This window comes from Planomonospora sp. ID67723 (genome assembly GCF_015711605.1).
Lineage (GTDB): Bacteria > Actinomycetota > Actinomycetes > Streptosporangiales > Streptosporangiaceae > Planomonospora_A.
Genome location: NZ_JABTEZ010000003.1, coordinates 184,237 through 209,671, shown reverse-complemented (window position 1 = coordinate 209,671; position 25,435 = coordinate 184,237). Strand labels below are relative to the sequence as shown.

Here is a 25,435-nt window from a genome sequence, read left to right as displayed (position 1 = left end):
ATGGAGTCAACGCCCCAGACCCCGATGAACGGCCGGAAGGCCCAGGCCGCCCGCAACGACCAGACGATCCTCCAGGCGGCCCGCGCCGTCTTCGTCGCCGACCCCGGCGCGCCGGTCTCGGCCGTGGCGGAGCGGGCCGGAGTGGGCATCAGCGCGCTCTACCGCCGCTACGCCAGCAAGGAGATCCTGCTGCGCAAGCTCTGCTCCGACGGGCTGAAACGCTACACGGCCGAGGCGGAGGCGGCGCTCGCCGACGAGGGTGACCCGTGGGCCGTCTTCGCCCGCTTCATGCGCCGCATCGTCGACGCCGACACCCATTCCCTCACCGTCAACCTGGCCGGGACCTTCGCTCCGGACGAGGAGCTCTTCCGCGAGTCGGCCTACGCCATGGAGCTGACCCGGCGGATCTTCGAGCGGGCCGGGGACGCCGGGGTGCTCCGCCCCGGCCTGGAGGTCACCGACCTGTCGATGATCCTCGAGCAGATCACCGCCGTCCACCTCGGCGACGAGGAGCGCACGATGGAGCTCAGGCACCGCTACCTGGCCCTGGCACTGGACTCCCTCCGCCTGACCTCGGCCGAGCCCTTGCCGGGCCCGCCTCCCGCCGAGGAGGAGATCGGCCGCCGCTGGGTCACCGCCCGTTCTTCCCGAACCCCGGCGAGTCCGTGACCGGTGACGCCCCCGACGGGACAGCACCATGAATCAGGCCATTCCGGCTGATTGGCCGGAGACGGAAATCCGCCGGGTGCCTACGGTGGGCGCATGCATCCACTCCTCGATGACGACCTCGCACGCCTGCCCGAACTGCTCGACGAGACGCGGGCCTACGCCGTACGGCTCCTCGCCGGCCTGAGCGACCGACCGGTCGCCCGGACGCCGGTACGGCGGGCGCCCGCTCCCCTGCCCGTGGAGGGCGTCGGGGCCAAGGGGGCGACGGAGGCGTTCGCCGAGCGCTGGGAGCCCGGCTTCGCGGCCAGTCCCGGCCCCCGCTACCTGGGCTTCGTGACCGGCGGCGCCACCCCCGCCTCGCTGGCGGGCGACTGGCTGACCGGCGCCCTCGACCAGAACCCGACCTCCGGCATCGACTCCACCGCCCCCGACCTGGAGCGGGAGACCGTCGCCTGGCTGCGCGAGCTGTTCGGCCTGCCTCCGGAGCACGAGGGCACGCTGGTCAGCGGCGCCACCATGTCGAACGCCGCCGGTCTGGCCATCGCGCGGGAGTGGCTGGGCGAGCGCAACGGGATCCCGGTGGCCGAGCAGGGCGTCGCCGCGCTCGGCCCGGTCACCGTGCTCTCCGGAAGCCCGCACTCCAGCGTCGGCAAGGCCCTGTCCCTGCTCGGGCTGGGACGCTCGGCGATGCGGCGCGTCGACCTCCTGCCCGGCCGCGAGGCCGTCGACGTGGCGCGGCTGGAGGAGGCGCTGGAGGAGCTCGGCGGGAGGCCCGCGATCGTGGTCGCCAACGCCGGCACGGTGAACACCGTCGACTTCGACGACCTGCGCGCCATCGCCGCCCTGCGCGAGCGGTACCCCTTCTGGCTGCACGTGGACGCCGCCTTCGGCGCCTTCGCCGCGCTCTCCCCCGACCACGCCCACCTCGTCGACGGGCTCGGCGAGGCGGACTCGGTCTGCGTGGACCTGCACAAGTGGCTGAACGTCCCCTACAGCAGCGCGGTGCAGTTCACCCGCCGCCGCGACCTGCAGGCCCGGATCTTCGCCAACTCCGCCGCCGCGTACCTCGGCCCGCTCGGCGACGACCCCGAGCCGGTGCACCTGACTCCGGAGAACTCCCGGCGGCTGCACGCCGTACCGGCGTGGTTCACCCTCGCCGCCTACGGGCGCGAGGGCCATGCGGAGATCGTCCGGCGCGACATCGCCCTCGCCGCGCTGCTCGGCGAGCGGATCGCCGCACTGCCCGCCTACCGGCTGCTGGCCCCGGTCCGGCTCAACGTGGTCTGCTTCACCCTGGCCGACGCACCCGAGCGGGCCGGGGAGCTCGTCGGCGCGATCATCGAGTCCGGCGAGGCGTTCCTCACCCCGACCGTCTACGACGGGATTCCCGCCCTCCGCGCCGCCTTCAGCAACTGGCGCACCACCGAGGCCGACGTCGAGCGGGTCGCCAAGCTCCTGGAGCGGCTCGCGCCGTAGCCCCTCGCCGCCCCCGGAGGTCAGGCACGTAAGGTAAAGATCATGACATATCCGGAACCGAGCTATTTCGGGGACAAAGGCGAGGTCAGTGCGACCTTCCGCCCCGCGGGCCACGAGCCCGACCTGACCTATCAGAGCGGAAACACGGTGGACTATCTGGCGACGGGCGCCTCCACCGGCGGGAAGTTCGGCCTCTACCGGTGGAACATGGGACCGGAGCCGTCCGGTCCCGGGCCCCACTTCCACCGGTCGCTCTCCGAGTCGTTCTTCATCCTGTCCGGGACAGTGAAGATCTTCAACGGCGACCGCTGGATCGACACGGTCCCGGGAGATTTCGTCCACGTCCCCGAGGGCGGGATCCACGGCTTCCGCAACGAGTCGGGCGAGCCCGCCTCCATGCTCCTGCACTTCTCCCCCGGGGCGCCCAGGGAGGGCTACTTCGAGGGACTCGCCGAGTTCGCCGTCTCCGGCCGTCCCGGCGAGGAGGAACTGGCGGAGTTCTTCCTCCGCCACGACAACCACTGGCTCTAGGCCGGCCGACGGCCGCCCCGCGCAGCGCCTCGGGGCGGCCCGTCCTCCGGGGGGACGCCCCTGCGGCTCGACGCCTGTGATCGGCAGGAGAGGGTGACGGCTTTCGGCCGCGGCGGGGAGATGGGCATGAGCCGTTCCCATCGCATCCGGCGCAGCGGGCCGTGCTCGGGCGGGACCCCGAGGAGACGTGACGCCCGATCACCGGCCTGCCGGTTCGCCGCCGCACCGTCCGGACACCGGCGGACGACTCGCCGCCACCGAGGTGAGGTCCCCCAGGCCGCAGACGGCACAGGCAGGGAACCGGACCTTCACCCGGTTCCCTGCCTTGAGCAACCGGTGCAGAGCCACCGGTGACCGAGATCAGCTGCAGCCGCTGGTGGAGCCGCAGCCCTCGCAGACGTAGCAGCTTCCGGCCGGGCGCATCTTCGTGCCGCAGGTCATGCAGAGCGGGGCGTCGGCGGTGCGGCCCTGGTGGGACTCCAGGGAGCCGCCGCGCACCGGCTCCGGCAGGAGCTCGGCCCTGCCCTCGGCCCGGGGCTTCTCGATCGGGGCCGAGGTGGCCAGCTCGGCGATGACCTCGTCGTTGTGGACGACGGCCGGGTCCTCGCCCCGCTGCTGGGCGGCGCGCTCGGCGGCGGAGAAGATGCCGAGGGCGGCGCGCTCGTCGTAGGGCAGGTGGTCCAGGGCCAGCCGGCGGAAGATGTAGTCCATCACCGAGGCGGCCATGCGGATGTCCGGGTCGTCGGTCATGCCCGCCGGGTCGAAGCGCATGTTGACGAACTTGCTGACGTAGGTCTCCAGCGGCACGCCGTACTGCAGCCCGATGGAGATCGCCACGGAGAAGGCGTCCATGACGCCCGCGAGGGTCGAGCCCTGCTTGGACATCTTCAGGAAGACCTCGCCCACGCCGTCGTCGGGGTAGGAGGAGGCGGTCATGTAGCCCTTGGCGCCGCCCACGGTGAAGCGGGTGGTGGTGCTGGGCCGCTGGTTCGGCATCCGGCGGCGGGTCGGGCGGCTGATCTCCACCACCCGGACCTCCGGCTCCGCGTCCTCGGCCTTCTCCTCGGCCTTGTCGTCGGTCTTCTTGCCGGCGGCCGAGAGCGGCTGGCCCACCTTGCAGTTGTCACGGTAGACGGCCAGGGCCTTCAGGCCGAGCTTCCAGCCCTCCATGTAGACCTGCTCGATGTCCTCGACCGTCGCGGACTCGGGCAGGTTGACCGTCTTGCTGATCGCGCCCGACAGGAACGGCTGCGCGGCGGCCATCATGCGGACGTGGCCCATCGGGGCGATGGCCCGCTCGCCCATGGCGCAGTCGAAGACCTCGTAGTGCTCGCGCCGCAGACCGGGAGCGTCGACGACGTGGCCGTGCTCGGCGATGAACTCGACGATCGCCTCGATCTGCTCTTCCTGGTAGCCGAGCTGCTTGAGCGCCCGCGGGATCGTCTGGTTGACGATCTGCATGGAGCCGCCGCCGACGAGCTTCTTGAACTTGACCAGCGCCAGGTCGGGCTCGATGCCGGTGGTGTCGCAGTCCATCATCAGGCCGATGGTGCCGGTGGGCGCCAGCAGCGAGGCCTGGGCGTTGCGGTAGCCGTTCTTCTCTCCCAGCTTGAGGCACTCCGCCCACTGCAGGGAGGCCTCGGCGTGGACGGCTCCGTCTATGGCGTCCAGCGTGCGCAGGGCGTCGTTGGCTGCGGCGTGCTTGCGCATGACGCGCTTGTGCGCCTCGGCGTTGCGGGCGTAGCCGTCGTACGGCCCCACGACCCCGGCCAGCTCGGCGCTGCGGCGGTAGGAGGCACCGGTCATCAGCGAGGTGATCGCCCCGGCGATGGCTCGCCCGCCGTCGGAGTCGTAGGCGTGGCCGGTGGCCATGAGCAGCGCGCCGAGGTTGGCGTAGCCGATGCCGAGCTGGCGGTAGGCGCGGGTGGTCTCGCCGATCTTCTCGGTCGGGAAGTCGGCGAAGGTGATGGAGGCGTCCATCGCGGTGATGATCAGCTCGGTGACCTTCACGAAGTTCTCGATGTCGAAGGTGTTGTCGTCCTTCAGGAACTTCATCAGGTTGATGCTGGCCAGGTTGCAGGAGGAGTTGTCCAGGTGGAGGTACTCCGAGCACGGGTTGCTGGCGGTGATGCGGCCCGTCTCGGGGCTGGTGTGCCAGTCGTTGATCGTGTCGTCGTACTGCACGCCGGGATCGGCGCACTCCCAGGCGGCGGTCGCCATCTTGCGGAACAGCTCGCGGGCGTCGACCTTCTCGATGACCTCGCCGGACAGCCGGGCGCGCAGGCCGAACTCCTCGCCGTTCTCCACCGCGCGCATGAACTCGTCGGAGACGCGCACGGAGTTGTTGGCGTTCTGGTACTGGACGGAGACGATGTCCTTGCCGCCGAGGTCCATGTCGAACCCGGCGTCGCGCAGGGCGCGGACCTTGTCCTCCTCGCGCGCCTTGGCCTGGATGAACTCCTCGATGTCGGGATGGTCGACGTCGAGGACGACCATCTTGGCGGCGCGGCGGGTGGCGCCGCCCGACTTGATGGTGCCCGCGGAGGCGTCCGCGCCGCGCATGAAGGAGACCGGGCCGCTGGCCGTGCCGCCGCTGGAGAGCAGCTCCTTGGAGGAGCGGATCCGGGAGAGGTTCACTCCGGAGCCGGAACCGCCCTTGAAGATCACACCCTCTTCCTTGTACCAGTCGAGGATGGACTCCATCTGGTCGTCGACGGCCAGGATGAAGCACGCGCTGACCTGCTGGGGCGAGGCGGTGCCGACGTTGAACCAGACCGGGGAGTTGAAGCTGAAGACCTGGTTGACCAGGGCGTGCTTGAGCTCGTGGTCGAAGATCTCGGCGTCCTCGTCGGTCGCGAAGTAACCATGCTCGACGGCGGTGCGGGTGTAGACGCCCACCACGCGGTCGACGAGCTGCTTGAGGCTCCACTCGCGCTGCGGGGTGCCGACCGCGCCGCGGAAGTACTTGGTGGTGACGATGTTGGCGGCGTTGACCGACCAGGAGGCGGGGAACTCCACGCCGCGCTGCTCGAAGTTGACCGAGCCGTCGCGCCAGTTGGTCATGACGACGTCACGGCGCTCCCAGCGCACCTCGTCGTACGGATGCACACCGGCGGTGGTGAAGATGCGCTTCATCTTCAGCCCCTTGCGCGGGCGCTTGCCTCCGCGCGCCGCCGTGCCGCTGACCGTCTCCGTCATGACTTCCCCCTTCTGGGACTCGAACGAGCCCACGATCCGGACCACATCAACGCGCCGCTGTTCGTCCCCCGGCGCCCGGGGATTGACTTCTTCAGTCCTGCTTGGCGGAACGCTCCGCCCGCAACTGCTCGATCTCGGCCTCGAAGTCGGCCAGCGTCTCGAACCCTCGGTAGACCGAGGCGAAGCGGAGATAGGCCACCTCGTCCAGTTCGCGGAGCGGGCCCAGGATGGCCAGGCCGACCTCGTGGGCGGGGATCTCCGCAGCCCCCGTCCCCCGGATGCCCTCCTCGACCCGCTGGCCGAGCTGGGCCAGGGAGTCCTCGCTGACCGGCCGTCCCTGGCAGGCCCGCCGGACGCCGGCGATCACCTTGTCCCGGGAGAACGGCTCGGTCACCCCGCTGCGCTTGCTCACCATCAGCAGCACCGTCTCCTGCGTGGTGAACCGGCGCCCGCACTCAGGGCACGTGCGCCTGCGGCGGATCGCCCCGCCGTCCTCGGTGGAGCGGCTGTCGATGACCCGCGTGTCCGGGTGGCGGCAGAACGGACAGTGCATGCGCGTCGCCTCCCTGGTCCACCGGTCGGCTCACCTGCACCATGTGTCCCAGAGTGCCCACGCGGGGACGCTCGCGCACACCCCCGACAATCGAGGTGCGGTAGCAGAAACACAATTTGTGGTGGAGTGCACCGATAAAGCCACTAGATGTTGTGGTCCAACCGTAGAAGTGCACGACCATGAACGCAAGTTAGACGGGGGGTCCCCGCCGAAGTCGCTGATCAGCGCTCCGAACTCGTCCCGGCCGGGCGTGTCGCCCCTTCCGGCACCCCTCCCGGACGCCCGCCGCGCCCGCGGCCGCTCCGGCACGGCACTCGCCGGCCCGCACCGGCGGGTGCGCTCAGTCCGCCGGTCCGGCCGGCAGGCGGAGCCGGTCTCCGGACCGGATCACGGAGGCGGGCAGGCCGCTGACGGCCGCGATCCGGTGAACGGTCACGGCGGGGCCGCCCTCCGGGGCCATCGCGAAGGCGACCTCCCAGGGGGTGTCGCCTTCGCGCACCATCACCCACGGCGGGCCCTCCCGGCCCTCGCGCCCGGTCACCGAGGCCGCGTCGACACGCGAGGCGATCCAGAGCAGCCCGAGGGTGACCAGGACGAGCAGGGCCAGCACCACGATCCGCCCCCTGCGGGTGAGCCGGAGGGGCGCACCAGGATATCGGGTGTTCCCCGCGGGTCCGGGCCGTCCGGCGGACACTCTCCGGGATCGTCGCGTCTGAGCGGTCGCCTTCACCACGGCCCCCATCCCTCCGGCCCGACCGAACACAGGTCGAAGAAAGATCGGCGAATCGAACACGATGTCGATCGAACTCCCGTACGATGTTGTACACCACGCCGCCACCGATTTCGAGGACAACTCGAACAATTGTTTGAAGATGATCTTCGACGGGAGTACGGTCGCTGTGTGCGACATGAGGAATACGGACCGGGAGGCAAGGAGATCGCATGAGCGAGCAGAAAGAGAACGGCGCGCCCGTCAGTGATCTGGCGGTGCGCAGACGTGACTCCCTTGGCCTCACCCCCAGGCAGCGCAAGATCCTTGAGGTGATCCGCGACTCGGTGCAGCAGCGCGGCTATCCGCCGTCGATGCGCGAGATCGGCGAGGCGGTGCAGCTCACCAGCACCTCCAGCGTTTCGCACCAGTTGACCGCGTTGCAGCGCAAGGGCTACCTGCGGCGCGACCCGCACCGCCCCCGGGCGCTCGAGGTCCGTCTGCCGGGCGAGCCGGTGCTGTGGGTGGATCCCGACGCCACCACGGACGAGGCACCGGTCAGCCGCCCGACCGCGGCCTACGTGCCGCTGGTCGGCCGGATCGCCGCCGGCGGCCCGATCCTCGCCGAGGAGAGCGTGGAAGACGTCTTCGCCCTGCCCAGGCAGCTCGTGGGCGAGGGCACCCTCTTCCTGCTCCAGGTGGCCGGTGACTCGATGATCGAGGCGGCGATCGCCGACGGCGACTGGGTGGTCGTCCGCCAGCAGCCGGTGGCCGACAGCGGCGACATCGTCGCGGCGATGATCGACGGAGAGGCCACGGTCAAGACCTTCAAGCGGAAGGACGGCCACGTCTGGCTCGTCCCGCACAACCCCAACTACGACCCCATCCCGGGTGACGAGGCCACCGTCCTGGGCAAGGTCGTGGCGGTCCTGCGCAGGCTCTGACCCGGCCGGCACCGAAAGCTCCACCCGGTGGCACGGCGTGCGCCGTACCACCGGATGTCGTCATGCGTCGAGACGACCGCACCGGAAGGGCGGGACCCGCGAGCGGGTCCCGCCCTTCCGGCATGTCCGCGATCCCGGCGGCCGGTGAAGAAACGATCTTTCCTTGTGTCCCGAAACGGCCTACGCTCACTCCCGCACAGAGCGCGGCCGGCACGCGTTCCCGGACGAGGGGCGGGAACGCGAGGGTTCAGGCGCCGCGTGACAGACGCGATCACAGGAGCGCCCTCATGCCGCGCCGGACCCCCGAACCGATCGGTGACCGTGACACCCTGCTCCGCTCCGGCCCGTTCCACCTCGCACTCCGGGCCTGCATCCGGGAGAGCGGACTCTCCCTCGACCGGATCCGGACCCGGCTCGCCAAGCGCGGGCTGACGGTCGCGCTGTCCACGCTGAGCGACTGGCAGCGGGGACAGCGGCGCCCTGGCAGCGAGCGGTCGATGGCGGTGGTCACGGCCCTGGAGGGCGTCCTCGGCGTTCCGGAGCAGGCGCTGACGGGCCTGCTCCGGAACGACCCCGGGCCGGCCGGGCGCTCCGGGGGACCCGGGCCTCGCGCGCGGGACGTAACCGTCATCAGCCAGCACCAGAAGGTGACCCTCGACGCCGCCGGGCGCCGCATCTCGGTGTGGGCGCGCACCCTGATCAGGGCGCACCGGCACGGGGTGGACCGCTACCTGGCCGGCCCGTTCACCGATCCCGGGCCGGCTTCCGGCGCCCGCGAGATCCTCCCGCTGGAGAACTGCCGGCTGGGCGAGGTCCGGCGGGAGCCGGCACCGGTCGCGGAGCTCCTTTTCGAGCAGGTGCTGCGCAGGGGGGAGACCTGGGTCTTCGAGTGGGAAGCCCGCGATCACCCGCCCGCTCCCTGCACCGGCCACGAGTACGGCTTCCGCCGCCCGGTGGGCCAGTTCCTGGTCGAGGTGCGATTCGACCCTGCGGCGCTCCCGGCAGACTGCTACTCCTACAGCCGCCGCAGCCCGGACGGCGAGATCCTCCGAACCGCGACCCTGGTACCGAACGTCCACCACACCGTGCACCTGTCGGCCTGCGACGTCTCCTCCGGAACGCTCGGCATCGCCTGGCACTGGCCGCCCTCCTGAAATCCCCGTTTGACCCCCGAAATTTCGCACCTTGACCGGGTCTGGTGGCAGGGATACGTTCACCCCAAATTAATAGGAAAGCTTCTTATTAATTTAATCCCCCCGTGCAGGTAGAGAGGTAACGTTCGTGCGCAACAGACTCGTCCTGAAACTCTTAGCCGCGACGGGAGCCATGCTGCTCCCTCTCGGCGCAGCCGTCGCCATGGCACCGGGAGCACACGGCGCCGCCGCCGTGCCGATCCGGGCCAACTCGGGCGGCGCGGCCGTCACCGACGGCGCGGGCGTCCAGTGGTCCGCCGACAAGGCTTACACCAGCGGCGACTGGGGCTACCAGACCAGCTACGGAACGAACACGACCGGCAGCCCGATCGCCGGCACCACCGACGACTCCCTCTACCAGAGCTACAACACCTTCAACGGCTGGGGCGGCTACCGCTTCGACATCCCCAACGGCACCTACCAGGTGACGTTGAAGATGGTCGAGGACTGGGCCAACGCAGCGGGCCAGCGCAAGTTCGACGTCCGGGCCGAGGGCGCCAACGCCCTGACCGCCTTCGACATCTTCGCCGCCTGCGGCAGGCTGACCGCCTGTGACAAGACCTTCCCGGTGACGGTCACCGACGGTGCCCTCGACGTGCAGTTCAACATGAACGGCGGGGCCAACTACGCGACCGTCTCGGCGATCTCGGTGACCGGCGCGAGCGGTGAGGACACCCCGCCCACCGTCCCGGGCGGCCTGCGCGCCGGGACCGTCACCGCCACCACCGCCGAGCTGGCCTGGGACGCCTCCACCGACGACCGCGGCGTCACCGGCTACGAGATCTACCGAGGCGGCACCCTCGTCACCACCGTCACCGGCACCGGCCACACCGACACCGGCCTGACGCCCGCGACCGCGTACACCTACACCGTCCGCGCCCGTGACACCGCCGGCCAGCGCTCCGGGCCGAGCAACGAGCTGAAGGTCACCACGAAGGGCGACGGCGGTGACACCGAGGCGCCGACCGTCCCGCGCAACCTGCGCGCCGGGACCGTCACCGCCACCACCGCCGAGCTGGCCTGGGACGCCTCCACCGACAACGTCGGCGTCACCGGCTACGAGATCTACCGAGGCGGCACCCTCGTCACCACCGTCACCGGCACCGGCCACACCGACACCGGCCTGACGCCCGCGACCGCGTACGCCTACACCGTCAGGGCCCGCGACGCCGCCGGGAACCGCTCCGGACCGGGCAACGAACTGAAGGTCACCACCAAGGAGGGCGGCACCGGCGGGAACAAGCTGCTGGGCTACTTCACCAACTGGGGCGTCTACGGCCGCAACTACCACGTCAAGAACATCGTGACCAGCGGCTCGGCGTCCAAGTTGACCCACATCAACTACGCCTTCGGCAACGTCCAGGGCGGCCGGTGCACCATCGGCGACGGCTTCGCCGACTATGAGAAGGCCTACACCGCCGACCAGAGCGTCGACGGCGTCGCCGACACCTGGGACCAGCCGCTGCGCGGCAACTTCAACCAGCTCCGCAAGCTGAAGAAGGCCTACCCGAACATCAAGATCCTGTACTCCTTCGGCGGCTGGACCTGGTCCGGCGGATTCGGCCAGGCGGCGGCCAACCCCGCGGCCTTCGCCGAGTCCTGCTATCGGCTGGTCGAGGACCCGCGCTGGGCCGACGTGTTCGACGGCATCGACATCGACTGGGAGTACCCCAACGCCTGCGGCCTCACCTGCGACACCAGCGGCTTCTCCTCCTTCAAGACTCTGATGTCGGCGCTGCGGGCCCGCTTCGGCTCCGGCAACCTGGTCACCGCCGCCATCACGGCCGACGGCAGCTCCGGCGGCAAGATCGACGCGGCCGACTACGGCGGCGCCGCCCAGTACCTCGACTGGTACAACGTCATGACCTACGACTACTTCGGCGCCTGGGCCGCGCAGGGCCCGACCGCTCCGCACTCCCCCCTCACCTCCTACAACGGCATCCCGCACGAGGGCTTCAACTCCGACGCCGCCATCCAGAAGCTGAAGGGCAAGGGCGTCCCGGCGAGCAAGCTGCTGCTGGGCATCGGCTTCTACGGCCGCGGCTGGACCGGCGTGACCCAGGCCGCCCCGGGCGGCACCGCGACCGGCCCCGCCCCCGGCACCTACGAGCAGGGCATCGAGGACTACAAGGTCCTCAAGACCAGGTGCCCCGCCACCGGCACGGTCGCCGGTACGGCCTACGCCCACTGCGGCACCCAGTGGTGGAGCTACGACACCCCGGCCACCATCGGCGGGAAAATGGGCTACTCCAAGAACCAGGGGCTGGGCGGCGCCTTCTTCTGGGAGCTGAGCGGCGACACCGCCAACGGTGAGCTGATCGGCGCGATGAAGAACGGCCTCGGTTGACCTATCCGGATATCCACCGGTAGGCCCGATATCTCCTGATACATCGGTCACCGCCCCGATTAGGCTGGGGCGGTGACCGAGACATCTGGCCTGAACGCGCTGACACTGGAGACCCTGACCGCCCGGGACGGAGTGAAATGGTCCCAGCCCGCGCCCGGTGTGATCCCCGCCTGGATCGCCGACATGGACTTCCCGGTCGCCCCCGCGGTACGTGAGGCCCTGACCCGCCGGGCCCACGGCGACCTCGGGTACCCGGTCTGGCTCGACCGCCCCGGCGCCGGCCCGCTGGCCGAGACCTTCGCCGCACGGATGGAGGGCCGGTACGGCTGGCGCCCCGACCCCGGCCACGTGCGGTCCTTCAGCGACATCAACCAGGCCCTCCAGGTCATCCTGCACGTCGCCACCCGCCCCGGTGACGAGGTGGCCGTGCACGTCCCGGCCTACCCTCCCTTCCTCGGCACGCTGACCGAGATGAACCGGCCGGCGCTGCCGATCCCGATGGAGCCCGCCGGCGGCTCCTGGGGGTTCGACCCCGAGGCGCTGGCCGCACGGCTCGCCGGGGGCCGCTGCCGCGTGCTGCTGCTGGTCAACCCCCAGAACCCGACCGGCCGCGCCTTCACCCGCGAGGAACTGACCGGCCTGGCCGAGCTGGCCGAGCGCCACGACCTGCTGGTGATCTCCGATGAGATCCACGCCGACCTGGTCCACACCCCCGGCGAGCACATCCCCTTCGCCGCCCTGCTGCCCGAGCGGACCGTCACGCTCACCTCCGCCACCAAGGCGTTCAACCTGGGCGGCATCCGCTGCTCGGTGGCCCACGTCGGCTCGCCCGCCCTGCGCACGGCCCTGGCCGCCCAGCCCACCCACCTGTACGGCGCGGCCCACGTCTTCGGGGTCGAGGCGACGGTGGCGGCCTGGCAGAGCAGCGACGACTGGCTGGAGGAGGCGCGGGCGGTGCTCGACCGCAACCGCCACCTGATCGCCGAGCGGCTCCCCGAGGGAGTCGGCTACCGCGTCCCCGACGCCACCTACCTAGCCTGGCTGGACCTGTCCGGACTCGCGCTGGAGGGGGAGCCCGCCGCGTTCCTCGAACGCGAGGCCAGAGTGCTGCTCAGTCCCGGCCCCCTGTTCGGCCCGGGCGGTGAGGACTTCGCCCGGCTGAACTTCGCCACCTCCGGCCCGGTCCTGTCCGAGATCCTCGACCGGATCTCGCGGGCGGTGAAGGCCTCCCGTCCGTGACGGTCTCTCCCTGACCGCCCTCTCCGCCCCGGCGGGACCCGCCGAGACGGCTCCCGCGCCCGCCGACGGCGCGACTCTCAGGAGCTCGGTGCCGGGGTGGGCGTCAGGAGGTTCACGGGGTCGCCGGAGCCGGCGACCCCGTCGAGTTCACCGCGGGCCAGCATCTGGTGCGCGAAGGTGACCGACGTACCCGATGTCAGGGTGAGGGTGGCACGCAGGACCGTGACGTCACCGTTCACCACCTCGTCATGCGTGATCTCCTTCGCCAGCCCTCCGTACGGCTTCCCCTGGGTGGTGGAGGCCTCCGTGGTGAGCCCGGTGGTGAATGCCTGCCGCACCGAGGGGATCGCGCCGCTCTTGGGCACCACGCAGATCACGTTGACCGCGGTGTCGCCGGGAGCGGCGGGACGGCGGAGCCCGACCCCGTAGAGGGCGACCGTCCGGGAGTCCCCCGGCACGGTGACGGTCGCGGTGACGACGTCGCCGAGGCAGTCCGCGACGGCGGCGTGCGAAGGGACCTCCGCGAGGGACCTGGTCCCGCCGAGCGCGGCGGAGACGGGTGCGGCGGCCGTTCCCACGGCGACCGTGGAGCCGGTGACGACGGCCTTGTTGAACTGGTTCAGCAGGCCGAGCTCGATCAACGGCCCCTGCGGATCGAGGGCGTGGTCGTCGGCGAGCGAGAGGCCGTCGTGCTCGCCCACCTTCCCGGGCCTCCCGCCCAGCCCGGTCAGCTTGTCCTCGACGGTCCCGGCGTCGACACCCCCGTCGACGCGGACCGCCGTGTCCGGCGGCACTCCGATCGAGACGGCGTGGTCGGCGGCGTACGGGGCGATGCCCGTCTTCTCGGTCAGCAGCCGCCCCGCCCTGGAGAGCTCGCCCAGCCCGTATCCCACGGCGGGGAGCCAGGTCTTGTCCTGTCCCGGCCCCTGGCCGGTGACGACGCCGAGCTCGCGCCAGTGGGCCATGTCGCCGTACTCGAAGTGCAGGGCGGCGGGTCCGTCCCCGGAGACCTCCGCCATCGCCGCGCGGAGTCCCGAGCCGGCCGTGGGCCGGGACCCGTCACCGCCCGAGCAGCCCGGCAGGACCAGCACCGCGGCTGCCAGGAACGCGCTCACGCCACCCATACCTCGCATGGGCGAACCCTAAGCGAAGGGGCGCGCCGGGTCGTGACCCGGCGCGCCCCTTTCCCGCTAGGGGACGATGTTGACCAGCTTCGGCGCGCGGACGATGACCTTGCGCGGGGTCTCGGACAGGAAGCCCCGGACCCGCTCGGAGGCCAGCGCCAGAGCCTTCAGGTCCGCTTCGGAGATGTCCGGGGAGACCTCCAGCCGGTCGCGGACCTTCCCCGCGACCTGCACGACGCAGGTGACGGAATCCTCGACCAGCAGGGCTTCCTCGGCGACCGGCCAGCCGGCGGTGGCGACCGAGGCGGGGTGGCCCAGGCGCTCCCAGCCCTCCTCCGCGGCGTACGGCGCGACCAGCGACAGCATGACGGCCAGGGCCTCGGCGCCCTCGCGGACGGCCGGGTCGGCCGCGCCGGGACCGGAGTCGATGGCCTTGCGGACCGCGTTGGTCAGCTCCATCATGCGGGCCACCGCGACGTTGAACCGGTGGCCCTCGACCAGCTTGGTGACCTCGTCGATGGTCTTGTGGACCGTCTTGCGCAGGTTCAGGTCACCGGTGGCGAAGTCCGCCCCGGGGGTGGACGCCGCCCCGGCCTCCGCCATGACGCGGAAGGCGCGGGCCAGGAACTTCTGCGAGGCGGCGGGCGAGACGTCGGCCCAGTCGATGTCGTCCTCGGGCGGCCCGGCGAAGACCATGGTCAGCCGGACGGCGTCCACGCCGAAGGCGTCGATCTGCTGGCCCAGGTCCACGCCGTTGCCCAGGGACTTGGACATCGCCTTGCCCTGGTTGATGACCTGGCCCTGGTTCATCAGGCGGGTGAACGGCTCGGTGAAGTCCACCATGCCCATGTCGTGCAGGACCTTGGTGAAGAACCGGGAGTACAGCAGGTGCAGGATGGCGTGCTCGACACCGCCGACGTACTGGTCGATCGGGCCCCACTGGCGGACCTTCTCGACGTCGAACGGGCCGCCCTCGTAGTCCGGGTCGACATAGCGCAGGTAGTACCACGAGGAGTCGACGAAGGTGTCCATGGTGTCGGTGTCGCGCCTGGCGGCGCCGCCGCACTTGGGGCAGGACACGTTGACCCAGTCCTCGGCCGAGGCCAGCGGGGAGACGCCCTTGGGCGCCAGGGCCTCACCGCGCAGATCGGGCAGGGTGACCGGCAGCTGCTCGTCCGGGACGGGGACCTCGCCGCAGCCGGGGCAGTGGATGATCGGGATGGGGCAGCCCCAGAAGCGCTGACGGGACAGCAGCCAGTCGCGCAGCCGGTAGTTGACCGCCGCCTTGCCGGTGCCCCGCTCGCTCAGGATCTCGGTGATCTTCCGGATCGCGGAGGCCTTGTCCAGGCCGTCCAGCGGGCCGGAGTTGACCAGGGCGCCGTCGCCGGAGGTGGCCACGCCGGTCTCGCCCGGGTCGGCCAGGCCGGTGTGCACGACGACCCGAACCGGCAGGTCGAAGGCGCGGGCGAAGTCCAGGTCGCGCTGGTCGTGCGCGGGCACGGCCATGATGGCGCCGTGGCCGTAGTCGGACAGCACGTAGTCGGCGGCCCAGACCGGCATGCGCTCGCCGTTGACCGGGTTGATGGCGTACCGGCCCAGGAAGACGCCGGTCTTCTCCTTCTCGGTGGACAGCCGGTCGATGTCGCTCAGCTTGGCGACCTCGGCCCGGTACTTCTCGAAGGCCGCCCGCTGCTCGTCGGAGACGAGCTCGGCGGCCAGCGGGGCGTCCGGGGCGACCACGAAGAAGGTCGCGCCGTACAGCGTGTCGGGGCGGGTGGTGTAGACGGTGACCGGCTCGTCGCGGCCCTCGATCGCGAAGTCGACGTCGGCGCCCTGGGAGCGGCCGATCCAGTTGCGCTGCATGCTCAGCACGCGCTCCGGCCAGCCGCCTTCCAGCTGGGGCATGTCGTCCAGCAGCCGGTCGGCGTACTCAGTGATCTTGAAGTACCACTGGGTCAGCTCGCGACGGACCACCTCGGCGCCGCAGCGCTCGCACCTGCCGCCGACGACCTGCTCGTTGGCCAGCACGGTCTGGTCGTTGGGACACCAGTTGACCAGGCCGCCCTTGCGGTAGGCCAGACCGCGCTCGAAGAAGCGCAGGAACAGCCACTGGGTCCACTTGTAGTAGCCGGCGTCGCTGGTGTGCAGGCGGGTCGACCAGTCGAAGGAGACCGCGTACCGCTTGAAGGAGGCGGCCTGGGTCTCGATGTTGGCGTAGGTCCACTCGGCCGGGTGCGCGTTGCGCTTGATCGCGGCGTTCTCCGCCGGCAGGCCGAAGGAGTCCCAGCCGACCGGGTGCAGGACGTTGTAGCCCTTCTGCACCCAGTAGCGCGCGACGACGTCGCCCAGGCCGAACGCCTCGGCGTGCCCCATGTGCAGGTCGCCCGAAGGATAGGAGAACATGTCGAGCATGTAGCGCTTCTCGCGGGTGTCGGCGGGATCCCCGGAGGCCTGGAAGGGGTTCAGCTCCTCCCACCTGCGTCCCCACTTGACCTGCAGGGCCTGCGGGTCGTAGTGCTGCTCGTCGCTCTGCATGTCCGCTCGCTCGCTCACGTTTCTTCCCTCGGTGTCCGTCCGCGCAGATGATCTCAGCCATCCGCCCCAATAGAAAAACCCTCCGCTCACGCGAAGGGCAGCCGCATCGGCGAGGCGCTCAGCGCCGGGAAGGCCGATGCGGCCCGGTAAGCAGCAGGGTCGCGGCACGCATAACCAAAGCCTATCGCAGTCCCCAACTCTTTTCTTGAACCGTGTGGAGGGACGATCGGGTGAATCCGGGACACCGGCGAGCCCGGGACGGCACAATGGCGGGGGCGCCGCGTCAGGGGCGCCGAAAAGCCCTAACGGTAGATCGGTTGTGACCCCATACGTCCATCCCGTTTACCCTTTTCACCGTGGCACACTCAGCAGGGCCGGGACAGGGCCCGGATCCCACGGAGGCGAGCCTGCCGATGCAGGACCCTCCGACCGATCCCACTGGACTCCAGTTCAGGGGAGCGTTCTCCCGTTTCCCTGCGGACTCCCCCGCTTCACATGAGAGCATGCCCAATACCCCCAATTCGGGCACCCATACGGGAGGTAAGGAACCCATGGCCTCGGAGCATTCCAGCCAGCCCCACCTGCCTCCGGCATGGGCGGAAACCCCCGAGCCTCCACCGGCCTGGGCGAACGACCCGCTCGGCCTCGGCGGCACGGGCCCCCGGCTTCCCCTTCCCCCGGAGGAGCCTCCCGCGGGCAACACCTCCTGGAAGGCCTCCGTGCCCGGAAACGGCTCGTGGCAGCAGGCCTTCGAGACCCTCGCCGCCACGCAAGGCGGCGCTCCCGGCCCGCAGGGCGGCGACGGGCCCCGGCAGGACGCCCAGCCTCGGGAGAGCCTCGGCACCTGGCCGCCCGCCCCCGCGGCTCCCGTCGCGGAGAACGGCGGGTGGGGCACGGCCCCCGACCCGTTCACTCAGGCCGACCCCTTCGCCCGGCCCGACCCCCTGACCCAGGCCGACCCCTTCGCCCGGCCGGGCCCGTCCGTCCAGGCCGACCCGTTCGCCAGGACCGACCCCCCTGCCCAGGTCGACCCGTTCGCCAGGACCGCCACGTTCGGCGCCCCCGCCTCCCCCGACGCGGCCCCGCGCGACAACGGAGGGCAGCCCGGCGGCAACGGCCACTCCCACCCGGCCGACTTCCACCCCGGCCACTCCCACCCGGCCGACTCCCACCCCGGCCACTCCCACCCGGGCAACGAACTGCCCGGCGGCCCGTACGGCTCCGCGCAGCAGGGCCTCGTCCACCCCGGCGGACCGGGACAGGGCCATCCCCAGCCTCCGCAGCCCGCGCCCAACGGTCACGCATCGGCGCATCCCGGCGGGCCACAGCAGGGCTACCCGCAGCAGGGCCAGCCGCAGCAGGGCCAGCCGGTCCCGCCGGGCGGCCACCTCAGCCGCGACCCGTCCGACCCCAATCGTCCGTTCGTCACCGCGGGCCAGATCAGCGGGCCCAAGACCCCGCCGCCGGAGCGCCAGCAGGAGCTGTGGAACACCGTCTTCGGCGACAACTACCAGGCCATCGGCGACGACGACGGGTTCGACGAACCCGGCAAGCCGGTCTGGGTCTTCGCGCTCGCCGGGTCGGCGGTGATCGCGCTGGTCGGCGTGCTGCTGTGGGCCTTCCTGGCCGGGCCGCTGGCCTCCGCCGAGGAGAGCGACCCGGCCGCCGGGACCAAGCCCGCCGCCACGCCCAAGGCGAGCAGCAAGCCGAAGAAGAAGATCGGCAGACTGCCGCGCTACGAGGGTGACGCCTCGCCGGTCGCCGGCACCGTCACCGACGCCGGCACGGCTCTCACCGTCGCCAGGCTCGGTGCGCCCTGGCGGCAGGACACCCGGCCGGCGGTACCGACGACGTACGGCTTCAACACCCGCCAGTACGCCCCCGCGGGCCAGGACTCCACCGGGAAGAACCAGTACGCCCAGGTGATGTCGGGACCGCTCTCGCCCCGGCTGAAGAAGTACTACACCTCGCCGGAGAACCTCGCTCCGGTGATCAACGCCGTGGCGAACTCCGCGCGCAACAAGTTCTTCCCCGAAGACAACAAGGCCAGCAAGACCGCCCAGCAGACCCTCTCGATCGGCGGTCTCCCGGCCCAGCTCGCCGCCTACGAGGTCACGTCGGGCACCGACAGGACCACCGTCGTCGTGGCGGCCGTGAGCACCGGCGCCGACCTGCCCGCGATCGTCTACATGTCGGTGCCGGACAGCGCGAAGGAACTGCTGCCCGACGTGAACACCGTCTTCAAGTCGATCAAGACGACCACCGGCTGAGCGTGCGGGCGGGACGCGCGAAGGAGCGCGCCCGCCCCGGCGCTTCCGGGCCCGGCGCCCGTCAGCGCCGGGCCGGAGTCCCGCCGCCGGAGAGCCCGGCCAGAAGTCGCGTCAGAAGTCACAGCCCATGCGCTTGATGCCGTTGATGAAGCTGGAGCGCAGCCGGGCGGGCTCGCCGACGGAGCGGATCCGGGGCAACCGGGTGAACAGCTCGCGGAACATCACGGTGATCTCGCGGCGGGCCAGGTGGGCGCCGAGGCAGAAGTGCGGTCCGGGCCCGCCGAAACCCACGTGCGGCCCCTCGGTCCGCAGGATGTCGAAGCGGTAGGGGTCGGTGAAGACGGCCTCGTCCCGGTTGGCGGCCCAGTAGTAGAGCACCACCTTGTCGCCCTCGCGGTAGCGGGTGCCGTTCATCTCGTGGTCGCGGGTGACCGTACGGCGCATCCAGGCGACCGGGGAGGCCAGCCGGACGATCTCCTCGACCGCCCCGGCCGCGCGGCCGTCGAAGTCGGCCAGCAGCAGCTCGCGCTGGTCGGGGTTCTCGGTGAACAGGTGCAGTCCGTGCGAGATGGCGTTGCGGGTGGTCTCGTTGCCCGCCACCACCAGCAGGATGAAGAACGAGCCCAGTTCCTGCATCGTCAGCTTCTCGCCGTCGATGTTGGCCCGGGTCAGCGCGGCGATGAGGGTGTCGTCGCCGGCGCCGTCCGCGCCGGCCAGGGAGATGACCAGGTCCTGCAGGCGCTGCCCGGCTCCCAGGAGCAGTTCGGCGGCGCGGCTGACGTCCTCGATGAACTCGGGATCGCCGCCGGAGAGGATGACGTTGGAGGCGTCGAAGACCGTCTGGTAGTGCTCCTCGGGGATGCCCATCATGTCGCAGATGATCTTCAAGGGGAGCTTGGCGGCCACCTCGGTGACGAAGTCGCAGCCGGGGCCCTTGGCGATGAGGTCGTCGACGATCCGGGTGGCCTCGGCCTGGACGTCGTCCTCGAACTGCTTGATCATCTTGGGCGTGAAGGCCCGGGAGACGATCCGGCGCAGCCGCGCGTGCCGGGGGTCGTCCATGTTGATCATCGAGCCGAAGTACTCGTTGAACTCGGCGGGGAGGTCGTGGATGCTCGTCGAGCTCCGGCCCGAGCAGAAGATCTCCGGGTTCCGGCTGGCCTCGACGATGTCGGCGTGCCGTACCAGCGCGTAGTAACCGGGCCCGGCAGGGGCGAAGCCGATGTCCGGCTCGGGGAAGCGGACCGGGCCCGGCTGGGCGCGGAGCACGGCGAAGGCCGCCTCGCGCTCGGCCATCGGCCGCTCCCAGAACGCCATGTCGGACAGGTCGATGTCCGCCAGCGGGATCGTCGCGCCAGCCCCTGAAACCGCCATGCCAGCCTCCACTAGAACCGAGTTCGGTTTTCCGATCCTGCCATACGGTCACCCGCGCAACCAGTCCAGGATGAGGCCGTTCACCTCCTTGGGCCGCTCCAGGTGGAGGAAGTGGCCGGCGCCTGGAACACGTTCCATCCGGGAGCCGGGCGGCAGGAACGCCGGGGCCGCCACCGCCAGGTCCGGGTCCAGGCAGCCGTCGCCCTCCCCGTGCAGGTAGAGGATCGGGACGTCCCCGCCTGTCGCGGCCTGCTCGGCGGTGTAGCGGCCGGTCGGCGGGACGGCGCCGAGCATGGCCCGGTAGTAGCCGATCGCGGCGGTCAGGTTCGCCGGGTCGGCGAGACTCCGCCGCACCTCCGCCACATCCCGCGCGGCGTCGTACCCGGGCGACCAGTCGCGCCAGAGCCCTTCGAAGAACCCCTCCTGGGAGGCGGCCGTCTCGGCCAGCGGAGTCTGGAACAGGAAGACGTAGAAGGAGCGCTTGAGCTGCTCGTAGAGGAAGAAGCTCGAGATCATCGCCGCCGGTGGGGGCACCGCCATGGCGACCGCCCTGCGCCAGCGCTCCGGGGCGAAGGCGGGCGCGCCGTAGGCCGGGAACGCACCCCAGTCGTGGCCGATGAGCACCGCGTCGCCGTCCCCGCCGAGCGCCTCGTGCAGCGCGCAGGCGTCGGCGACCAGAGCACCGCCCTCGTAGGCCCCGTCGGCCGGGACCGAGGTGGGCGCGTAGCCGCGCATGAACGGCGCGACCGCCCGGTAACCGCGGTCGGCCAGCTCCGGCAGCAGGTGCCGCCAGGTGTGTGCGGTGTCGGGGAACCCGTGCAGGCAGAGCGCGAGCGGCCCCCGCCCCATCTCCAGGTAGGCGAAGTCCACCCCGTTGGCCGTGATCGTCCTGATCTCCATGGTTCGGAACCTAGCACTTGGTTGTCCCGTACGGCAGGCGGTGCGTCAGCGGTGATCACCCGACCCCCGGACCGCCGGCGCTCACCCCGTGGACCGGCTCACCGGCCGGTACGGCGGGAGCGGAGCTCTAGGTCGTGTACGGCAGGTGCTTGATGCCGTTGATGAAGTTGGACAGCAGGTAGTCGGGCTCGCCGGTGGAGCGGATCTCCGGCAGGCGGGTGAACAGCTCGCGGAACATCACCGTGATCTCGCGGCGGGCCAGATGGGCGCCGAGGCAGTAGTGCGGTCCGGGCCCGCCGAAGCCGACGTGCGGGTTGGGGTGGCGGGTGATGTCGAAGACGTCCGGGTCGGTGAAGACGGCCTCGTCGCGGTTGGCGGAGTTGTAGAAGAGCAGGACCTTGTCGCCCTTGCGGTAGTCCATGCCGTTCATCGAGTGGTCGCGGGTGAGGGTCCGGCGGAACTGGATCACCGGGGTGGAGTAGCGGATGATCTCCTCGACCGCCCCTCCGATGCGGCCCTCGAAGTCCTCCATGAGCAGAGCCCGCTGCTCGGGGTGGTCGGTGAGCAGTTTCAGCCCGTGCGAGATGGCGTTGCGGGTGGTCTCGCTCCCGGCCACCACGAGCAGGATGAAGAACGAGCCGAGCTCCTGCGGGGTGAGGGACTCCTCGCCGTTGACCAGCAGGCTGGTCAGGTCGCCGGTGGAGTTGCCGCGGCGCTCGCGGCCGAGCCGGGCGGCCAGCCGGTTGAGGCCGCGCCCGGCGTTCATCAGCTTGAGCAGGCCGCGGGCCACGTTCCAGCGCTTGAACTCGGGCTCGATGCCGGTGTACTCGGGGTCGGCGTTGCCGAGGATGATGTTGGTCGCCCGGAGCACACGGTCGTGGTATTTCGGGGGGACCCCCATCATGTCGCAGATGACCTCGACCGGCAGGCGGGCGGCGATCTGCGTGACGAAGTCGTCGGGCCCCGCCGCGACCGCCTCGTCCACGATGCGGGTGGCCGCGCGCTGCAGGTCCTCCTCCATCTTGGACAGGATCCGGGGGGTGAAGGCCCGCGAGACGATCCGGCGCAGCCGCGCGTGCCGGGGGTCGTCCATGTTGATCATCGAGCCGAAGTAGACGGCCATCCAGCGGGGCATGTCCACGATGCTGTTGGCGGTCGGCTCGCTGCTGAAGACCCCGGCGTTCCTGCTGGCCTCGGAGACGTCGGCGTGCCGTACCAGCGCGTAGTAACCGGGTCCGTGCCCGACGAAGGGCACCTTGTTCTCCTTGGTGAAGACAGGCCGGTCCAGCGCGCGCAGGCGCCGGAAGGCATCGGCGCGCTCCTGCTGGGGGAGCGCCCAGAACGGGATCTGCGACAGGTCGATATCGGCCACGTTCACGGTCACCAACCCAGATTTGAGCAAGCGCTCACTTACGTCAAGTGTGAGCCGCCCCACACCCGTGCCGGAGTCCGCCGCCTGACGGGCGCGCCTGGGCTGCCGGATTCCCCACGGCCGCGACGCGGACCGGCGGCTCCAGGGCACCGGCGACGGCGGCCGGGGAGGACGGGCGGAGGAGGGTGATTGTCGGCGCGTGGCAGTAGGGTCCCGGCCATGATCGCTTGCCTGCGGGCGCGTCCCCTCGCCCACGCCGCCGCGCCGCTCACCCCGCGCTCCTCCGGCCTTGAGATGACGGCGGCATGAACCCGTGGGAGGAGGTCCTTGCCCGCATCGAGGCGGAGAACGACGAGCGCCTCGTGGAGGCCCTGAACGGCCTCGGCGACGCGGACCGGCGTGAGGTGGCCGCCCGGCTGCCCGGTCACCTGGTCGAGCGGTCCGCCGGCGGGTTCGGAGACCGGCTGCGCGTCCGCGAGCTGACCTCCGGTTACCGGCTCGCCGGCGCGGCCTGCATGGCCGGGGCCGCACAGGTGGCGGCCTGGCTGAACCGCCGGGAGCTGCGCCGGACCCTCGACCACGAGCGCGACGCCGTGACCGTCATGTCCGTGCTGCGGCGCCGTCCCGAGGCGTGGCGGCGAGACCTCGCCGTGCGGCTGGTGAAGCGGCTGCGCCCGCCGGCGGGTCCGACGTGGTGGCGGCTGCAGGGCCTGCCCGGCTGGGACCTGGCCGCCGCGCTGGTGATCGAGACCGGCATCGAGCCGCCCGACAGCGACCCGTTCACCGTGGGCTGGGTGTGGCGAGTGGCGTCGCGGCAGCGCAAGAGCCGCGGGCGCCCGGTCCTGGCCGCCGACCCGTTGCTCGACCACCTGGTCCCCCGCCTGTTCCATGCCCAGGGCGTGGCCGCCGCGCTCACCGCGAGCGAGAGCCGGCAGCCGGGGCGCGTGCCGGGCCTGAGCGTCGCCGGCGAGCTGGCCGCCCTCGCCCAGGCGGGACGGCTCTCGCGGCAGGCGCTGGTCTCCGGGTGCGCGAGCCGGTTCATGGCAGGCGGCGATGCCGCGGAGATCGGCCCGTTCGTGACGTTGTGGCGGCTTCTGGAACCCACGGCGGCCGATGTCCCGGTGCTCGATTTCGTCCGTCTTCTTCCGTCCGGGTCCTCACCGTTCGTGCAGCTCGCCCTGGACGAGCTGCGTCGGGCCGAGGCCGTCGGAGCGTTGGACGACGAGTTGTTCGCCGAAGCGGTCGGCACGCTGGTGTTCCGGCCGGAGAAGAAGCACGTCGCGGCGGCCGTGAAGTGGCTCGCGGACACGCCCGCGTCCAGGGGCGGCGGTGCGGCGGCGGCGCTGGCCTGCGTGTTCGACGTGGACAGCCCGGCACTGCGGGAACGCGCGGTGCGGCTGGCCGTCAAGCTGGCCCCGCACACGGACGACGCCGCCCGGGAGGCGATCCGCGAGGCGGCGAGCCGCCTTCCCGCCGAACTGCGCGACCGCGTGGCCGCCGCCTTCGGCGCGATCGCGGCTGCGGCGGAGCCCGAACCGCCTGCCGTCCCGGTGCTCGTCGCGCCGCCGCCGCCCGCCCTCGCGCCGCCCATCCCCTCGGCGGCCGACCTGGCCGCCGAGCTCTACGCGGTGGGCTGGCCCGACGACCCCGGCCGGTACGAGCGCGTCCTCGCCGCCCTGGTCGAGATGACGCACCGCGATCGTGACGGCGTCCTGGCCGTCCTGGATCCGGAGTGGCGCAGCTACTGGGAGCAGACCAACGTCCACTCCCACGCGTATCCCAGCAATGACCGTGACCCCCGTTTCCTGCTGCAACGCTGTGCACTGGCCCTGGCCTTGCCCGACGTCAGCCGCGAGCTCACCGCCGCGCTGGCCGAGCGCGCCGATCCCGCCCATGCCCTCGGCCTGCTGCCCCAACGCCTCGTCCAGCACCGCCTGCGCGAGGTCGTCGCCCTGTTCGAACGCGGCGCGACGATCCCCGTGCTGCTGGCCACCCCGACCGCCGCCACCGGGCACCTCGACGCCGAGACCCTGATCGACCGCATGGAGCGGCTGGGTGGCGCCGAACCGCTCGAAGCCGACTTCCAGCAGGCGCTGCTGCGGCTGCCGCGGCACGTGGACGAGTCCCTGCTCGTCCGGGCGGAGAAGCTGCCCACGCAGGCGGGGCGGCGGCTCGCCGGCTGGCTGCGCGACGGCGGACTGCCCGACCCGGTGGTGCACTGCGAGGTGAGGCGGGCGTCGAGGACCGACCGCTACCGTCCCTCCCCGTACGAGGTGCACGCCCGGGCCGTACCGCCCGAGGGCCTGCCCGCCTGGCTGCACGACCTGTGCGCGGTGCGGCCCGCCAGCGGATACGCCGTCTATCCCGACGACGTGGTGTGGTGGCCGACGATCATGCCGTCCCACCGCGAGGTCGTGGCCGCGTACATGGTGCAATGCCTGCCCTGGCTCGCCGACCGCATCGACTCCCGCGTGGACGCCGTGGCGGCCCTGGCCCGCGGCGACGGCCCGGTGGGCAGGGCGACCGCGATCACCATCGCCGCCTGCCTGGCCCATCCCCGGCCCGCCCGGCGCGCCGCCGCCGCCGAGGCGCTGACCACCCTGGCGGTGCGCGGGCAGCTCCCGGCTCCGGACCTCGGCTGGGCCGTCGCGGAGCTGGTCCGTGCCGAGCAGGTCACGCTCAGGCGGATCACGGCGGCACTGGACGACCTGATCGCGGCCGGGGCGCACGCCGAGATCTGGCAGGCCCTCGCCGCGGCCGTCCCGCTCCTGCTGCCGACGGGGGCGGGCGGAAGGACGCGGAACGGGCTGGGCGAGCTGCTGAACGTCGCCGCCCGGGCGGCGGTCCTGGCGGGGGCGCGTGGCGAGATCCCGGGACTGGCGGAGCTGGCGGCGCGCAAGGGGTCGAGCCTCGTCCTTCAGGAAGCCCGGCGCCTGCACAGGGCGATCTCCCCGTGAAAGGCGCCCGTCGCCGGCATGGCCGCCATCGGTTTTCGCCCTGT

At 71.5% G+C, this 25,435-nt stretch carries 17 protein-coding genes; 9 read left to right on the top strand and 8 right to left on the bottom strand.

Features of this window, described 5'->3' with window-relative positions; translation table 11 throughout:
- From HS041_RS22705 to HS041_RS22695, 3 genes are all read left to right on the top strand, one after another.
- Complete coding sequence (locus HS041_RS22705) at positions 1–669, top strand: TetR/AcrR family transcriptional regulator (protein WP_230879560.1); 669 nt, start codon at positions 1–3, stop codon at positions 667–669.
- A gap of 93 nt (positions 670–762) precedes the next feature.
- Entirely contained in the window at positions 763–2,145 is a 1,383-nt protein-coding gene (locus HS041_RS22700) for a pyridoxal phosphate-dependent decarboxylase family protein (RefSeq protein WP_196442828.1), read from the top strand.
- A gap of 42 nt (positions 2,146–2,187) precedes the next feature.
- Positions 2,188–2,676, top strand: a complete 489-nt coding sequence (locus HS041_RS22695; protein WP_196442827.1) for a cupin domain-containing protein — start codon at positions 2,188–2,190, stop codon at positions 2,674–2,676.
- 360 nt (positions 2,677–3,036) lie between these two features.
- Here HS041_RS22695 and HS041_RS22690 read toward each other — a convergent pair whose 3' ends face one another.
- The 3 genes from HS041_RS22690 to HS041_RS22680 all read right to left on the bottom strand — a co-directional run bounded on the left by HS041_RS22690 (position 3,037) and on the right by HS041_RS22680 (position 7,040).
- A complete protein-coding gene (locus tag HS041_RS22690; protein WP_196442826.1) occupies positions 3,037–5,874 on the bottom strand; it encodes a vitamin B12-dependent ribonucleotide reductase in 2,838 nt (945 codons plus the stop codon).
- A gap of 91 nt (positions 5,875–5,965) precedes the next feature.
- A complete protein-coding gene (nrdR, locus tag HS041_RS22685) occupies positions 5,966–6,427 on the bottom strand; it encodes a transcriptional regulator NrdR (RefSeq protein ID WP_196442825.1) in 462 nt (153 codons plus the stop codon).
- A 340-nt stretch (positions 6,428–6,767) separates the two neighbouring features.
- The gene (locus HS041_RS22680) at positions 6,768–7,040 is read right to left on the bottom strand and encodes a LysM peptidoglycan-binding domain-containing protein (protein ID WP_196442824.1); all 273 of its coding nucleotides are present in this window, start codon (positions 7,038–7,040) and stop codon (positions 6,768–6,770) included.
- 329 nt (positions 7,041–7,369) lie between these two features.
- Between HS041_RS22680 and lexA the strand changes: the two genes are divergently transcribed.
- The 4 genes from lexA (at position 7,370) to HS041_RS22660 (ending at position 12,859) form a co-directional block, all read left to right on the top strand.
- Positions 7,370–8,080, top strand: a complete 711-nt coding sequence (gene lexA / locus HS041_RS22675) for a transcriptional repressor LexA (RefSeq protein ID WP_230879559.1) — start codon at positions 7,370–7,372, stop codon at positions 8,078–8,080.
- 287 nt (positions 8,081–8,367) lie between these two features.
- Positions 8,368–9,234, top strand: a complete 867-nt coding sequence (locus HS041_RS22670) for a helix-turn-helix domain-containing protein (RefSeq protein WP_196442823.1) — start codon at positions 8,368–8,370, stop codon at positions 9,232–9,234.
- A gap of 172 nt (positions 9,235–9,406) precedes the next feature.
- Complete coding sequence (locus tag HS041_RS22665; protein ID WP_230879635.1) at positions 9,407–11,620, top strand: glycosyl hydrolase family 18 protein; 2,214 nt, start codon at positions 9,407–9,409, stop codon at positions 11,618–11,620.
- A gap of 72 nt (positions 11,621–11,692) precedes the next feature.
- Entirely contained in the window at positions 11,693–12,859 is a 1,167-nt protein-coding gene (locus HS041_RS22660) for a MalY/PatB family protein (protein WP_307845419.1), read from the top strand.
- Between the two features lie 77 nt (positions 12,860–12,936).
- On the opposite strand, the gene HS041_RS22655 is transcribed toward HS041_RS22660, so the two are convergent.
- Positions 12,937–13,992, bottom strand: coding sequence for a hypothetical protein (locus tag HS041_RS22655; protein WP_196442821.1), 1,056 nt, complete (start codon positions 13,990–13,992; stop codon positions 12,937–12,939).
- A 57-nt stretch (positions 13,993–14,049) separates the two neighbouring features.
- On the bottom strand, positions 14,050–16,518 hold the full coding sequence (leuS, locus tag HS041_RS22650; protein ID WP_196443501.1) for a leucine--tRNA ligase: 2,469 nt from the start codon (positions 16,516–16,518) through the stop codon (positions 14,050–14,052).
- Between the two features lie 551 nt (positions 16,519–17,069).
- On the opposite strand from leuS, the gene HS041_RS22645 reads away from it, so the two are divergent.
- Positions 17,070–18,788 carry a hypothetical protein gene (locus HS041_RS22645; protein WP_196442820.1) on the top strand — a complete coding sequence of 573 codons (1,719 nt, stop codon included), beginning with the start codon at positions 17,070–17,072 and terminating at the stop codon, positions 18,786–18,788.
- Positions 18,789–18,899: 111 nt separating this feature from the next.
- Here the strand turns inward: HS041_RS22645 and HS041_RS22640 are convergent, their stop codons facing one another.
- The 3 genes from HS041_RS22640 to HS041_RS22630 form a co-directional block, all read right to left on the bottom strand.
- A complete protein-coding gene (locus HS041_RS22640; RefSeq protein ID WP_196442819.1) occupies positions 18,900–20,162 on the bottom strand; it encodes a cytochrome P450 in 1,263 nt (420 codons plus the stop codon).
- Positions 20,163–20,210: 48 nt separating this feature from the next.
- On the bottom strand, positions 20,211–21,062 hold the full coding sequence (locus HS041_RS22635) for an alpha/beta fold hydrolase (protein ID WP_196442818.1): 852 nt from the start codon (positions 21,060–21,062) through the stop codon (positions 20,211–20,213).
- A gap of 127 nt (positions 21,063–21,189) precedes the next feature.
- Positions 21,190–22,446: a cytochrome P450 gene (locus HS041_RS22630; RefSeq protein ID WP_196442817.1), complete on the bottom strand. Its 1,257-nt coding sequence runs from the start codon at positions 22,444–22,446 to the stop codon at positions 21,190–21,192.
- A gap of 293 nt (positions 22,447–22,739) precedes the next feature.
- Here HS041_RS22630 and HS041_RS22625 point away from each other — a divergent pair, with 293 nt between their 5' ends.
- Positions 22,740–25,391 carry a DUF7825 domain-containing protein gene (locus HS041_RS22625; RefSeq protein ID WP_196442816.1) on the top strand — a complete coding sequence of 884 codons (2,652 nt, stop codon included), beginning with the start codon at positions 22,740–22,742 and terminating at the stop codon, positions 25,389–25,391.
- The last annotated feature ends 44 nt before the right edge of the window (positions 25,392–25,435 follow it).